General features: G+C 61.6%; 10 protein-coding genes. 5 read left to right on the top strand and 5 right to left on the bottom strand.

The window, feature by feature from the left end; all coding sequences use genetic code 11:
• The first annotated feature begins 54 nt into the window (after positions 1–54).
• The 4 genes from ACMDB8_RS11255 to ACMDB8_RS11240 all read left to right on the top strand — a co-directional run bounded on the left by ACMDB8_RS11255 (position 55) and on the right by ACMDB8_RS11240 (position 5,634).
• The gene (locus tag ACMDB8_RS11255; protein WP_056722886.1) at positions 55–1,227 is read left to right on the top strand and encodes a helix-turn-helix transcriptional regulator; all 1,173 of its coding nucleotides are present in this window, start codon (positions 55–57) and stop codon (positions 1,225–1,227) included.
• 244 nt (positions 1,228–1,471) lie between these two features.
• Positions 1,472–2,383: a peptidyl-prolyl cis-trans isomerase gene (locus ACMDB8_RS11250; RefSeq protein ID WP_413966573.1), complete on the top strand. Its 912-nt coding sequence runs from the start codon at positions 1,472–1,474 to the stop codon at positions 2,381–2,383.
• The gene (locus tag ACMDB8_RS11245; protein WP_056722890.1) at positions 2,380–3,378 is read left to right on the top strand and encodes a HupE/UreJ family protein; all 999 of its coding nucleotides are present in this window, start codon (positions 2,380–2,382) and stop codon (positions 3,376–3,378) included. The genes ACMDB8_RS11250 and ACMDB8_RS11245 overlap by 4 nt, the downstream gene beginning before the upstream one ends.
• A gap of 39 nt (positions 3,379–3,417) precedes the next feature.
• Positions 3,418–5,634 carry a DUF3604 domain-containing protein gene (locus tag ACMDB8_RS11240; protein ID WP_056722892.1) on the top strand — a complete coding sequence of 739 codons (2,217 nt, stop codon included), beginning with the start codon at positions 3,418–3,420 and terminating at the stop codon, positions 5,632–5,634.
• Positions 5,635–5,727: 93 nt separating this feature from the next.
• On the opposite strand, the gene ACMDB8_RS11235 is transcribed toward ACMDB8_RS11240, so the two are convergent.
• The 4 genes from ACMDB8_RS11235 to ACMDB8_RS11220 all read right to left on the bottom strand — a co-directional run bounded on the left by ACMDB8_RS11235 (position 5,728) and on the right by ACMDB8_RS11220 (position 11,314).
• Positions 5,728–6,969, bottom strand: coding sequence for a thiolase family protein (locus ACMDB8_RS11235; protein ID WP_409079333.1), 1,242 nt, complete (start codon positions 6,967–6,969; stop codon positions 5,728–5,730).
• Between the two features lie 8 nt (positions 6,970–6,977).
• Complete coding sequence (locus tag ACMDB8_RS11230; protein WP_223542104.1) at positions 6,978–8,861, bottom strand: feruloyl-CoA synthase; 1,884 nt, start codon at positions 8,859–8,861, stop codon at positions 6,978–6,980.
• 90 nt (positions 8,862–8,951) lie between these two features.
• On the bottom strand, positions 8,952–10,400 hold the full coding sequence (locus tag ACMDB8_RS11225) for an aldehyde dehydrogenase (RefSeq protein ID WP_056722897.1): 1,449 nt from the start codon (positions 10,398–10,400) through the stop codon (positions 8,952–8,954).
• An 83-nt stretch (positions 10,401–10,483) separates the two neighbouring features.
• On the bottom strand, positions 10,484–11,314 hold the full coding sequence (locus ACMDB8_RS11220; protein WP_056722899.1) for a p-hydroxycinnamoyl CoA hydratase/lyase: 831 nt from the start codon (positions 11,312–11,314) through the stop codon (positions 10,484–10,486).
• 214 nt (positions 11,315–11,528) lie between these two features.
• On the opposite strand from ACMDB8_RS11220, the gene ACMDB8_RS11215 reads away from it, so the two are divergent.
• Complete coding sequence (locus tag ACMDB8_RS11215; protein WP_056722902.1) at positions 11,529–12,017, top strand: MarR family winged helix-turn-helix transcriptional regulator; 489 nt, start codon at positions 11,529–11,531, stop codon at positions 12,015–12,017.
• Positions 12,018–12,077: 60 nt separating this feature from the next.
• On the opposite strand, the gene ACMDB8_RS11210 is transcribed toward ACMDB8_RS11215, so the two are convergent.
• Positions 12,078–13,385 (bottom strand): OprD family porin, encoded by a 1,308-nt coding sequence (locus ACMDB8_RS11210; protein WP_223542105.1) that lies wholly within the window; start codon positions 13,383–13,385, stop codon positions 12,078–12,080.
• Between the last annotated feature and the right edge of the window lie 120 nt (positions 13,386–13,505).

Raw genomic sequence — 13,505 nt, 5'->3', positions numbered from 1 at the left:
GTCGTAACCCCGGTCGATACTCGCCCATGACAACACGCAGCCAAAGAGGCGCGCATGACCCTGCCCTTTTCCACCTGCCCGGACCTGCACGCCAGCATCGACATCCCCTCTGCCGAGCTCAGCAGCCTGCTCGGGCTGGTCTACCACGGCACGCTGGAGCCAACGCCCTGGGCCAGTTTGCTCGAAGCCCTGCGCCAGCGCTTCGCCGTCAGCTTCTTCACCCTGGTGCTGCGCAACCCCGACCATGAACGCCCCGGGCTGATCGTCAATGCCTCGGTGCATGGCGCGCTGTTGCCCGGCGAGCCCTCCTACAGCGAGCACTTCTATTCGATCTGCCCGTTCCTCGACTGGCCCGCGGACCAGGTGGCCAGTGCCGACCAGGTGCTGGGCACAGAGGCCTGGCTGGCCCATGATTTCTACCGCAACTACCTGCAGCCCCTGGACCTGCGCGATGTGCTGGTGGCCAACATGCGCACCGCCGCCGGCATGCACTGCGCGCTGTTCGCCTGCCGCGACCACGCCAGCGAAGCCTTCACCCCGGCGCAGCTCAACCTGATCCGCCTGTTGTTGCCGCACCTGCAACAAGCGGTGGACCTGCACTCGGCGGTGGATCAACTGGATGCCGAACGCCAGCTCTACGCGGCCACCATCGACCGCCTGATGGTGGGCACGGCCATCCTCGACGAGAACGGCCGGATGATGCGCTGCAACCGTGCCGCCCAGCGCCTGTTCGACAGCCATGACGGCCTGGAGTGCAAGCACGACAAGCTCTGTGCCTTCGCCAACCATGAGAACCGCACACTGCAGCAGGCCATCCAGGCGGTGCTGAAACAGCGCCCGCGGGGCCTCGACGACCTGCAAGTCCTGACCCTGTCGCGGCCCAGCGGCGAGATGCCGCTGAACTTGCTGCTGCGCCCGATTGCCATGAACTACCAGACCCACAACAGCGCCCGACGCCCCGCAGTGGTGGTATTCATCCGCGATCCCGCCGACTCGCCCCAAGCCTCCCGAGACCTGCTGCGCAGCCTGTTTCAGCTGACCCGCACGGAAACCGAAGTGGCCATGCTGGTCATGGACGGCCAGACCCTCGACGAGACGGCCGAGGCACTCGGAGTTTCGCGCAACACCGTGCGCGCCCACCTGCGCGGAGTGTTCGCCAAGACCGGCGCCACGCGCCAGGCGCAACTGGTCAAGACCTTGCTCAATAGCGTGGCGTCGTTGGGATAGCGGTCATATCGCAGCCGTATCAACCCGTTGCACCGAAAGCCGCGCTGACGGGTGAAAATGGCGACATGCGCTCCGTCCCGGACTGTATAGACAGAAGACTGGACGGCCTAGGGGAATTGGTTAATCCGATTGCGACTAAGCCATAGTGCTTATGGTGATTAGCCTTGGTGGAAAGTTGCGTCACAGCAGCAATACTCCGTTCTGCTGCGAAAACCATTCGCAGAATGGCGTGGGGCGATAAGTCATGAACTCTAGCGTCTGCGAAGCGAAAGAATCTCGATTTTCGTTAATCAAGCGATGTCTCCACCAGCCGCTATTGCACTTTCTGATCGCAGGCTTTGCACTCTTTGTGTTGTACGGAGGTTTACACCGTTCAACCCTTGATCAAGATCCGCAACGCATCGAAATCACCCCCGAAGTTGTTCAGCGGATCGCGATTTCCTGGCTGGCACGATGGCAACGACCCGCATCGGAGCAACAGTTGCAGGGCCTGATTGAGGAATATGTGAAAGAGGAAATCCTCTATCGCGAAGCGCTGAAACTTGGCCTGGATAAAGATGACACTATTATTCGCCGCCGACTGGCGCAAAAAATGGACTTCCTCGCCGAGGATGTAGCGTCACTTCGCGAACCGGCACCCGGTGTACTTGAGGCCTGGTATATCCAGCATCAGGACCAATATGCCCCGCCGCCACTTTTGACCTTCCATCATTTGTTTTTCGCCTTCGACAAACGTGGCGCGGATGCGCAAGCGCAGGCTCAGTCCGCACTCAGTGGGCTATCTGACAAGAACAGTGGTGAAGGCGATGCCTTCATGTTCAAAAACGCCTATACAGAACAATCCCGGGATCAGGTGGCGCGGGTCTTTGGTTCAACGTTCGCCACTTCATTGTTCAAACAAACGCCGGGGGGGTGGGCGGGGCCTGTGGAGTCGGGTTTTGGCTGGCATCTGGTGTGGATTGATGCACTGACCAAATCACCTCCTCCGCCCTTCGAAACCGTGGCCCGGCAGGTCAAGTCCGATTGGTTGTCCGAACAGCGCAGTGCATCGAAACGCGCGAGTTTCGATGCACTGAAAGCACGCTATGAGGTCGTAGTGATGATGCCTGCTTCTTCCGGTGCGATTGCCGCCACACAGACGCAGCGGTCGCGATGAGGCGCGCAGTCTGGCTGATGTTGGTGCTCTGGCTCATGGGGCTGCCGGCCATGGCCCATGAGTCGCGCCCTGCTTACCTGGAACTCAACGAAACGGCCGTCGGGCGCTATGACGCATTGTGGCGCACGCCGCTGCTTTCAGGCATGCGATTGCCGATTGCGCTCCGGTTTGCCGAAGGTATTCGTACTGTCGTTGAGCCCGTGGAAAGCGAACTGAACGATTCACTGATCGAGCGTCGCGTCATTGATGCCGGTCCCGCAGGGCTGGTCGGGCAACGTATTGAATTCATCGGTCTGCAAGCGAGCATCACCGATGTGCTGGTGCGTGTCTCGCGCCTGGATGGCAGCCTGACGACCACCCTCGTCCACCCTGCGCAACCCTGGATAGAGATCGCTGCCACGCCGGGAGCGTTTTCGGTGGCCGGTGCATTTCTGGTCCATGGCATCCAGCACATCCTGGGAGGCTTCGATCACCTGCTGTTCGTCTTCGGTCTCCTGTTGCTGGTGAGTAATGGCTGGATGCTGGTGAAGACCATCACCGCATTCACCCTCGCCCATTCCGTCACTCTGGCACTCGCTACACTGGGTGCGGTGCGGCTGCCCGGCCCTCCTGTGGAAGCGACGATCGCGCTGAGCATTCTGTTGCTGGCAGTGGAAATCGCCCGCAAGAACCGTGACGAAACCAGTTTCACACTCCAGTGGCCATGGGTGGTGGCGTTCTGTTTTGGCTTGTTGCATGGCTTCGGTTTTGCCGGTGCGCTGGCGCAAATCGGATTGCCGCAGCGCGACCTGCCGCTGGCGCTGTTCACCTTCAATGTCGGCGTCGAGATCGGCCAGTTGATGTTCGTCGCCGTCGTGTTGAGCCTGCGCGAACTGCTGCTGCGTTGTCGATTGCCACAGCCTGCAGTCCTGTATGCCCGACCAATTGCTTCTTACGGGTTGGGCACGCTGGCTGCCTTCTGGTTTTTCGAAAGAGTCTCGAGTTTCCTGTCCTGAGTTGCACCCTGTCATTGCCGTATTCCGGAGACGTGGAATATGAAAAACCCTACACACTTCACCGCACCAACACTGCTCGGTTGCGCCGTGTTTACTGTCAGCACGCTGGCATTGGCAGAGGGCAACCCGGATCGCGAGGTTTACTTTGGCCAGACGCACTCGCACAGCTCCTGGTCAATTGATGCCTACCTGATCGGCAACCACCAGGTCGATCCCGAGCAGACGTACCAATTCTCACTGGGGATGCCGATCAAGCATCCAATGGGGTTTGAAGTACAACTCAAGGGTCGCCCGCTGGATTTCCATGGCGTGACCGACCACTCGGAATACGTGGGCGTAATCGCCCTGGCCAACGATCCGAAGTCAGACTTCAGCAAGCAGCCCATCGCGCAAAAGCTGATTGTCAAAACCCCGGAAGATTTCAACCGGGTGTTCAAATGGATCGCCGGCAGCTTGAGCCACCCGATCAAGGAGCTGATCGATCCGAAGGTCGCCGGCAATATCTGGCAGCAGAGCATCGCCATCGCCGACAAGTACTACAAGCCCGGCAAGTTCACCACGTTTGTCGCCTATGAATGGACCTCGGCCCCCAACAATCAAAACATGCACCGCAATGTGTTTTTTCGCGACTCGAAGAAGGTGCCGGACCTGCCCTTCACAGCCCTCGATTCGGACAAACCGGAGGATTTGTGGGGCTGGATGGACGATCAACGCAAAAAAGGCAACGAGGTGCTGGCGATCTCCCACAACGCCAATCTCAGCAACGGCCTGATGTTCCCAGTGGACGTAGATGACCGTGGCCGCCCCATCGATGCCGCCTGGGCCGAGACGCGGATGCGCAATGAATCCCTCACCGAAATTCACCAGGTAAAGGGCACCTCGGAAACCCACCCCGAACTGTCGCCGACAGACGAATTTGCCAATTATGAAATCATGAATTTCCTGCTCGGCATCGACAACAGCACGTCGAAAATCAATGGCAGTTACGTAAGGCAAGCCTGGCAAAACGGCATGGCTTTGCAGCAAGCCCGTGGATACAACCCCTACAAAATGGGCGTGGTCGGCGCCAGCGACTCGCACAATGGGGTGATTCCTTATTCCCAAAGCTACAACTTCGGCTCCCACGGCTTTACCGACAGCACCCCGGCGGCGCGTCTTTCCGGCAAACAGAACTCGGGGTTGATTGCCTTGCAAACCAGCACTTCCGGTCTGGCCGGTGTCTGGGCCGAAGAAAACACCCGCGAAGCGATCTTCGATGCCATGAAGCGCAAAGAAGTCTATGGCACCAGCGGCGTGCGCATCCCCGTGCGCATGTTTGGTGGCTGGGGCTTCGACAGCGGTTTGTGGAATGAAAAAGACTGGGTGCATGCGGCCTACGCCAAGGGCGTTCCCATGGGCGGCGACTTGCCGGCAAAACAGGGCAAACAGGCGCCGTCCTTCGTGGTGTGGGCGGTCAAGGATGTCGACGATGGCAACCTCGACCGAATCCAGATCATCAAGGGCTGGACCAAAAACGGCCAGACCTTCGAGAAGATCTACGACGTCGCCTGGTCCGGTGATCGCCAACCGGACCAGGCCACCGGCAAAATCCCACCGGTGGGTTCCACGGTCGATGTTTCCAAGGCGACTTACACCAATACCATTGGTGCCACCGAGCTGAAAAAAGTCTGGGTCGATCCGGATTTCGATCCGGCCCAGCACGCGTTCTACTACGCCCGCGTGCTCCAGATTCCGACCCCGCGCTGGAGCACCTATGACGCGGCCAAGTTGCAAGTGCCGCCACCGGCCGATGTCTCGGCCACCGTCCAGGAGCGTGCGTGGACTTCGCCGATCTGGTACACGCCGACCGTTGAGGACAGCAAGCTTGTCGCTGCTGGCAAAACCATCGACCAGCTGAAAAGCGAAGGCGCCAAAGCGCTCACTAACGAGCAGTTGCAAGCCTACGTGGTGGGTAAGACCATCAAGGTGCGCAATACCGTCACGGGCCAGACGTTCGAGATCGTCTATGGAACAGGAGGCCAACGCCTGGTCACCAGCGTCGATGGCAAGCCGCCTACGCAAGGGGAATACCTGAACCTGCTGCATGACGGCCAGTTTGGCGTGCCGGCCAAATATGAAATCAAGGACGGGCATCTGGTGACAACACTCGGCGGTACGCCCTTCGAGGCCACAGTATTCGAGCAAAACGGCAAATACATGGCGGTTCGCAGCAATGAGTTTGGCTATGTGAATTATGAAGTTGAGGAGGTCAAGTAGCGTCGGGGCTGGACGCCCCGTTGCAGCAAGATCAATACCCTCACGAACCGTTCATTAGCGGACAACACAGGCTGTCCGCCAGCCGAGGAAATCTCAAGCACACCAGGCCGGGTTCTCTATCAATAGCGCCATGCCCTGCCCGCCGCCAACACAGGCCGCGGCGACGCCGTAACGCAGATTGTGCTCACGCAGTTGTCGGGCCAGGGTCAGCACCAGACGCAAGCCGCTGGCGGCCAAGGGGTGGCCAAGCGCCAACGAACCGCCCTGGACGTTCAGACGCGAAGGGTCCAGTTCCAGTTCCTGAGCCACCGCCAGGACCTGGGCGGCCTGGGCTTCGTTGATTTCAAAGCGACCGATCTGCTCCAGGTTCAGGCCGCTGCGTTGCAACAGCAGGCGAATCGCCGGTGCCGGACCGATGCCCATGAACTCCGGCGCCACCCCGACCACCGCGCTGGCCCGCAGCAAGGCCAAGTGTGTATCCCGACAGGCCGAAGCGCGCCCGACCAGGGCAGCCGCCGCGCCATCAACCACCGCACAACTGTTGCCGGCGGTTTGCACCCCGTCTTCGTGCACGCTGCGCAACCGGGCCAACGCCGCGATGTCACCGGGTCGTGGGTGGCTGTCCTGACTCACCGTGGCGACACCGCGTGACAGGCGGATGCCCCGTGGCTGATAGCCTTGCAGTTCGAACACCTGATGCCCCACGGCAACGATCTCGGGTGCCAGCCACCCCGCTTGTTGTGCCGCAAACGCCTGCTGATGACTGGCACAGGCGTAGGCGTCCACCGCTTCGCGACTCAGCCCATAACGCCGCGCCAGGTTGTCGGCGGTGGTGATCATGTCCACCCCGGGGGCCGGGTCGTACAAGGCTTCCCAGAGAAAATCCTTGAACTGCACTTGCGCGCCAAGGCGGAAGCCACCTCGATGGGTATAGGCCGCAATCGGATTGCGCGACATCGATTCGGTGGCCACGCACAGAGCCAATTGCACGCCGTCATCCAATTGCCTGGCGGCCTGGCGCAGCAGTTCGAAACCGGTGGCGCAGATGCGCTGCACCCCCAGTGCCGGTACCGACTGCGCCACGCCGCTGTAGAGGCCAATGTGCCGTGGCAGCAGGTAGGCATCGAAGCTGGCCTGGGCCATGGAGCCCGCCAGCACGCTGTCGACCGCCAGCGGATCGACTTGCGCGCGCGCCAGTACTTCGCGCCCGACCTTGATGCCCAGGTCGATCGGCGACACCTCGGCCAACGCCCCGCCGAGGTCCACCCACGGCGTGCGCACCGCATCGAAAATCGCCGCATCGGTAAAGGCCGAGTACTGCCCGCCGGTGTTCAGGACTTCGCTCACGACTTCGCCCCGGCACGCAGGATGGCCGGATCGAGCCCGCGATACAGCGCCTCGACCTGCTCCGCGCGCCACTGCAATACCGCACGCTGATTGATCGAGCCCTTGTCGGTGATTTCACCCCGGTCGATAGACGCCGGCTCGTCGAGCAAGGCGATCCATTCCAGGCGACTGGCATTGCCCGTGGCGTCGCGATTGAGTCGCTGCAACCAGCCGGCAAACCATTCGCGCACCGGCGCGCTGGCCAACACCTCGGTGTCACTGGCACTGGCCGCCAACCCTGATAGCCGTCGACATTCGAACATCCGCGCAAACACCAACGCGCCCAGGCATTCGCGATCCGGCGCGGTCACCACCAGGTCCTGGACATAGGGCGAACCTTCGAGCACCGCACGACTGCGCAAGGGCCCGACGCTGACAAACACGCCGGATGACAATTTGAAATCTTCGGCGATACGCCCGTCGAACATCAGCCCCAATTGCGGATCACGCGGGTCGGCGAGCTTGAGCGCATCGCCGGAACAGTAGAAGCCCTGCGGGTCGAACGCATCGAGCGTCTGCTGCGGTGACCGCCAGTAGCCGGGCATGATGTGCGGCCCACGAAAGCGTCCTTCCAGCTTGCCGTCCACCGGCACCAGGCGCACCTCGCAACCGGGCGCCGGCAAGCCGACATAACCGGCCATGGACAACGGCCCGGTGGTGAAGGTGCAGGACGGTGAAGCCTCGGTCATGCCGAGCCCGGCCATCATGCGGATACGCTCGCCGCAGTGCTGTTCGCTGATCCGGTCGAGGCGGTCCCAGACGCTTTGCGACAGACCGGCCGCAGCAAAGAAAAACAGGCTGATGCGCTTGAAAAAGATCTCCCGCAACTCCGCGTCCTGCTCCAGTGCCGAGGCCAGTTCCTCCCAACCCTTGGGCACGGTCAGGTAGGCGGTGGGCGACACTTCCTTGAGGTTACGCAGGGTCTGCGCGAAACCCTGCGCCGTGGGCTTGCCGTCGTCCAGGTAAAAGCTGCCACCGTTGTAGAGCACGATGCCGACGTTATGGCTGCCGCCGAAGGTGTGATTCCATGGCAGCCAGTCCACCAGCACCGGCGGTTCTTCGCCGAACACCGGAAATGTCTGCAACAGCATCTGTTGGTTAGAGCACAGCATGCGCTGGGTGGTGATCACCGCCTTGGGCAGTTTGGTCGAGCCAGAGGTGAACAGGAACTTGGCGATGCTGTCCGGCCCCGTGCCGGCAAACGCGGCTTCGGCCTCGGCCCCGCCCGGCTGCTCAAGCAGGCTGGCAAAGCTGACCTGGTTACGCCCGGCGATTTGGCCACGGACGGTGATCAATGGCGTTTGGGCCGGCAGCACCGCCTCGATGGCGCGTTGGTAGGCCGCGGCGTCACTGACAAACACCAGGCCGGGCTGCAGCAGCTCGCAGACGTGACGCAGCTTGGCGAAATCCTGGGACAACAGCGAATAGGCCGGCGATACCGGGCAGTAGGGAATGCCCGCGTACAGGGCACCGAACGCCAGTTGCAAATGTTCGATGTCGTTGCCCGAAAGCAGCACCAACGGTTTCTCTGCGCACAGCCCGTAACTCAGTAAGCGCTGGGCAATGGCGCGAACGCTGTCGAGCATCTCGGCATAGCTGACCCGGCGCCACTCACCGTCGGCCTGGCGGGCGGCAATGAAAGTCTGCTCGGGACGCACCCGGGCCCAATGCACCAGACGGTCAAGCAGGCGCGGCGGATACTCGGCCAATGGCTCCAGGGAACGCATGTGCAATGCGCCCTGCCGCTCTGTCACCTCGACCGCGGCGCGACCGATGGACACGTGGCGGTAGCGCGGCGCGCCGGCCTCGGTGTGGGGTTGCGATCTGAATTCGGAACTCACGTGCTTGTTCTCCATCAAGGCACGCTACCACCAAGCCGCACGAATGGGCATGGTGGTAGCTGCAGCCTTTTTTATTGTTATTTCTGCGGTTCAGATCGGGTAATGCCGTGGTCCATGCTGCAAGGTGACCCAGCGCAACTGAGTGAAATGCTCGATGGATGCCTTGCCGCCAAAGCTGCCGTAGCCGCTGGACTTGACCCCGCCGAAGGGCATTTGCGCTTCGTCGTGCACGGTCGGGCCATTGATATGGCAGATGCCCGACTCGACCCGTTGGGCCAGCGCCAGGGCACGCCCGGTATCACGGCTGAAGATCGCCGCCGACAACCCGAACTCGGAATCGTTGGCCAGACGCAACAACGCTTCATCGCCATCACCACGCAACAACACCGCTACCGGGCCGAAGGACTCTTCGCGGTACAGGCGCATGCTCTCGTTGACACCATCGAGCAGGGTCGGCTGCAAAATGCTGCCTTCCAGTTGCCCGCCAATCACCAGCCGCGCGCCCTTGGCGACGGCATCATCGATCAGCGACTTGATGCGCGTGCCGGCACTGGCATCGACCAGCGAACCGAGCACTGAATCCGTCGCCGCAGGATCACCGGCGCGCAAGGTCTCGACCTTGGCCGCCAGTTTGGCGACGAAGGCATCGGCAACCTTGGCATCGACGATCAGCCGTTCAGTGGACATGCAGATCTGGCCCTGATTGAAATACGCGCCAAAGGCTGCCGCCGCCACCGCTGCATCCAGGTCGGCATCATCGAGCACCAGCAACGGCGCCTTGCCGCCCAGCTCCAGCAGCGCCGGTTTGAGGTGACGCGCCGAGAGCTCACCAACGATGCGCCCGACATGGGTCGAACCGGTGAAGTTGACCCGCCGCACCGCCGGGTTGGCGATCAGCCGCTCGACAATCGCCGGGGCATCGGCCGGGGCATTACTGATGACGTTGACCACGCCATCGCCCAATCCGGCATCCTGCAAGACCAGGCCGATCAGGCGGTGTGCCGCCGGGCTCAGCTCCGAAGCCTTGAGCACCACGGTATTGCCGCACGCCAGCGGCATGGCGATGGCGCGGGTGGCGAGAATCACCGGGGCGTTCCACGGGGCAATGCCCAACACCACACCGCAGGGTTGGCGCAGGGCCATGGCAAAACTGCCCGGCACATCCGAAGGGATGACTTCGCCATTGATCTGGGTGGTCATCGACGCCGCTTCACGCAGCATGTTGGCCGCCAGCCGCACGTTGAAACCGTACCAGTTGGCCATGGCCCCGGTTTCGCCAGCCGCAGCAATGAACTCGTCGCTGCGCGCCTGCAACTGCTCGGCGGCCTTGAGCAAACGGGTGCGACGTTCATTGGGCGCCAGGGCGGCCCAGGCGGGAAACGCTGCCTGGGCCGCAGCCACCGCGGCATCGGCATCTTCCAGGGTGGCGGCGGCTACCCGCGATACCACTTCACCGGTCACCGGGTTGCGGCGTTCGAAGGTCCGACCGTCGCGGGCAGGCAGCGACTGGCCGCCAATCAGCAGGGGCACGTCCAGCATGGTGATTCCTCTTTATTGTCTTTATCGGGAATACAGTCGAGCGATACAGAGCGCCGGGGCAGACATGCACCCGGCGATCAGTCTCAGCGCTTGTAGGCCTGCAGACCGGGCTTGATGCTCTTGTCGTCGAGGAACTGCTTCATGCCCTGTTCGCGACCACCTTCGGTGTCGAGCAGGCGCGACTGGTCGAGCTTGGCGTACAGGTAGTCCTCGTTCTGCTCCCAGGTCAGCTCGCGGCAGCGCTTGAAGCCATGCTTGGCCGCACGCAGCACCACCGGGTTTTTCTCCAGCAGGTTGCGCGCCAGATCCACGGTGACTTCACGCAGTTGCGCCAGGGGCACGCTTTCGTTGACCAGGCCCATCTCGGCGGCTTTCTGCCCACCGAAGGTCTTGCCGGTCATGATGTAGTACAGCGATTGACGGTGGCCCACGGTGTCGGCCATGGCCTTGCTCACCAGGTTGCCCGGCGGGATGCCCCAGTTGATTTCCGAGAGGCCGAAGGTTGCTTCATCGGCGCAGATCGCCAGGTCACAGGCCACCAGCGGACTGAAGCCGCCACCGAAGCACCAGCCGTTGACCATGGCGATGGTTGGCTTGGCGTACATGCGCAACAGTTTCCATTGCCATTGCGAGGCTTCGCGGCGGATTTTTTCCTGGAGGATCTCCGGGCCCGCGTCCACTTCGCGAAAGTACTCCTTGAGGTCCATGCCCGCGGTCCAGGCGTCACCGGCACCGGTCAGCACCAACACGCCGGCCGCCGGGTCCTGCTCCAGGGTTTCCAGCACATCGATCATTTCCCGGTTGAGCGTCGGGCTCATGGCGTTGCGTTTTTCCGGGCGATTGAGGATGACCCAGGCGATGCCTTCTTCGATCTCGACCTTGACGGTTGTCCAGCGACCTTCGTAATTGCTCATGGCGATGCTCTCTTGTTCTTGGCTTGAAGATGACTGGAAATTAAAGGAGCGATTTAGTTATGTCAATTAACTATTAATCTAATTAACCATTTTTTTATCTACCCGCAAATATCCTTCCACCCCATCGCGGTGAACGACGGGCATAGCTATCAGCGGCCAACCCCGGCAAACTAGATACACTTGTTAACCTCCACCTCTTCAGGATTCACCCGCAATGGCCAAGCCCTCTCCCCTCGCCGACCAGAGCGAGTCCCCGTCCGCCACCGCCGAGCTGCAGGCACCGCTGGATTCGGCACTGGATGACCTGATCGGCTACGCGATGCGGCGCGCCCAACTCAAGCTGTTCCAGAACCTGATCGGTCGCCTGTCAGCCCACGACCTGCGCCCCGCGCAGTTCTCGGCCCTGGCGATCATCGACCAGAATCCGGGGCTGATGCAGGCCGACCTGGCCCGGGCCCTGGCCATCGAGCCGCCGCAGGTGGTGCCGCTGCTCAATAAACTGGAAAGCCGCGCGCTGGCGGTGCGGGTGCGTTGCAAGCCGGACAAACGCTCCTACGGGATCTTCCTGAGCAAGACCGGCGAAACTTTGCTCAAGGAGCTCAAGCAAATCGCCGCGCAAAGCGATTTCGACTCCACGTCAGCGCTGACCGGCGGGGAACGCGAAGAACTGCTGCGCCTGCTCAAGAAGGTTTATCAGGACTGAACGCGTTATGCCGGCACACCCCCGAGGGGTGGCCGGCCAGGAACATCGAGCAACTTGGCGTTACCAGATAGGCAAGGTGTAGAGCACCTGGAACCGGGTCTGGTTTTCGTCACGAAAGGCCGTACCGCTCGGGAAGTCGTTGCGATAGATCGCCTTGCGCGCCAACAGCCCGACGTTTTTCAGCGGACCGCTCTGAATCACATAACCCAGTTCCATCTGGAATTCGCGCTCTTTGCGGTCCTCGGCGTTGAAGGCGGCCAGCTCAATGTTGTCGCCGCGCACGTAACGCAACCTTCCCTTCAAGCCGGGCACCCCGGACGCGACGAAGTCGTAGTCATAGATCGCTTGCCAGGTGCGCTCCTTGGCGTTGAGAAAATCCGAAGCCATGGTCTGTTCGCTCATGCCCATCAACTCCGTGCCGGAGATGTAGGGCGTCGCCGTGTCGCCGCTGGAATGCATGTAGCCGAGGCTCACACGGTGCCCGCCGAGGCGGTAGCCGAACAATGCCGAGAGGTTGCGGTTGTCCACCTCACCCGCTTTGGCGGCGCCATCCTCACGGCTGAAAAAACTGCGCAAGTCACTGGTGAACACACCGTCGCCGAGCGGCAGGTTGTGCAGCAGCGCCAGGGTGTCCTGTTGGTACAACTCGGCCACCTCCGCATGGTAGGCGCGCAGACTGAGTTCTTTGTTGACCTGATAATCGCCCCCCACGTACGCCAGATGCGAGGTCGTGGCGGCGCCGTTGAATCGCCGGTTTGGCGTGGCGATACTCATGGCCTGATAGTCCGTGGAATCGCGCTTGTTGATGCGGTCGATGTAGCCGGTGTTGAGGGTCAGGCCATCGAAATCTTTGGAACTGAGGGTCGTGCCGCGAAAGGTCTGTGGCAACAGTCGCGATGGGCTGGCGAAAGCGAACGGCAGGAAAATCGAGACATCGCCGCTCTTCACCGTGGATTGGGCAAATCTTAGTTTGGCTGTCGGGGCGAGCCGTGAATATTCATCCGCCGCGCGCTTGTCGCTGGCCGACACCGGCAACAACTCGGTGCCGCTGCGATGCGGCGCGGAGTCGAGCTTGACCCCCAGCAACCCGCGAACGTCCAGACCGAAACCCACAACCCCTTCGGTAAACCCCGACTCCATGCCAAGGATGAACCCCTGGGCCCACTCCCGCGCAGCAGACTTGGCCCCGCCATCCTTGTAGTCACGGTCCATGTAGTAATTGCGCAGGGTCAAGTTTGCGTGACTGTCCTCGATAAACCCCTCGGCCCGCAGCTCAGAGGGCAGAACGCTGACGCCTAGCAGTGCCACGACCCACCCTGGATGGACACTGCAGACGCAGGGAAGTGACGCTACGGAACCGCTGTTCATAGGGCGTTTTGGCATGTTCGATGTCCACTTTTTATTGTTGTTCGTGGGTGCCGGATCCGCACGGGACTGCCGGCTTCACGACCAGAGAATGGAAACAGCCAAGGGTCGCCGTCAATCGCA

This window comes from Pseudomonas monachiensis (assembly GCF_047345015.1).
In the GTDB taxonomy this organism is placed as follows: Bacteria; Pseudomonadota; Gammaproteobacteria; order Pseudomonadales; family Pseudomonadaceae; genus Aquipseudomonas; species Aquipseudomonas monachiensis.
This window is presented reverse-complemented; position numbering and strand designations above follow the sequence as displayed.

Excerpts from the sequence above, each read along its gene's own strand:
- ACMDB8_RS11250 (WP_413966573.1), top strand. The coding sequence starts at position 1,472 with ATGAACTCTAGCGTCTGCGAAGCGAAAGAATCTCGATTTTCGTTAATC.
- ACMDB8_RS11220 (WP_056722899.1), bottom strand. The coding sequence starts at position 11,314 with ATGAGCAATTACGAAGGTCGCTGGACAACCGTCAAGGTCGAGATCGAA.
- ACMDB8_RS11215 (WP_056722902.1), top strand. The coding sequence starts at position 11,529 with ATGGCCAAGCCCTCTCCCCTCGCCGACCAGAGCGAGTCCCCGTCCGCC.
- ACMDB8_RS11225 (WP_056722897.1), bottom strand. The coding sequence starts at position 10,400 with ATGCTGGACGTGCCCCTGCTGATTGGCGGCCAGTCGCTGCCTGCCCGC.
- ACMDB8_RS11255 (WP_056722886.1), top strand. The coding sequence starts at position 55 with ATGACCCTGCCCTTTTCCACCTGCCCGGACCTGCACGCCAGCATCGAC.
- ACMDB8_RS11245 (WP_056722890.1), top strand. The coding sequence starts at position 2,380 with ATGAGGCGCGCAGTCTGGCTGATGTTGGTGCTCTGGCTCATGGGGCTG.
- ACMDB8_RS11240 (WP_056722892.1), top strand. The coding sequence starts at position 3,418 with ATGAAAAACCCTACACACTTCACCGCACCAACACTGCTCGGTTGCGCC.
- ACMDB8_RS11210 (WP_223542105.1), bottom strand. The coding sequence starts at position 13,385 with ATGAACAGCGGTTCCGTAGCGTCACTTCCCTGCGTCTGCAGTGTCCAT.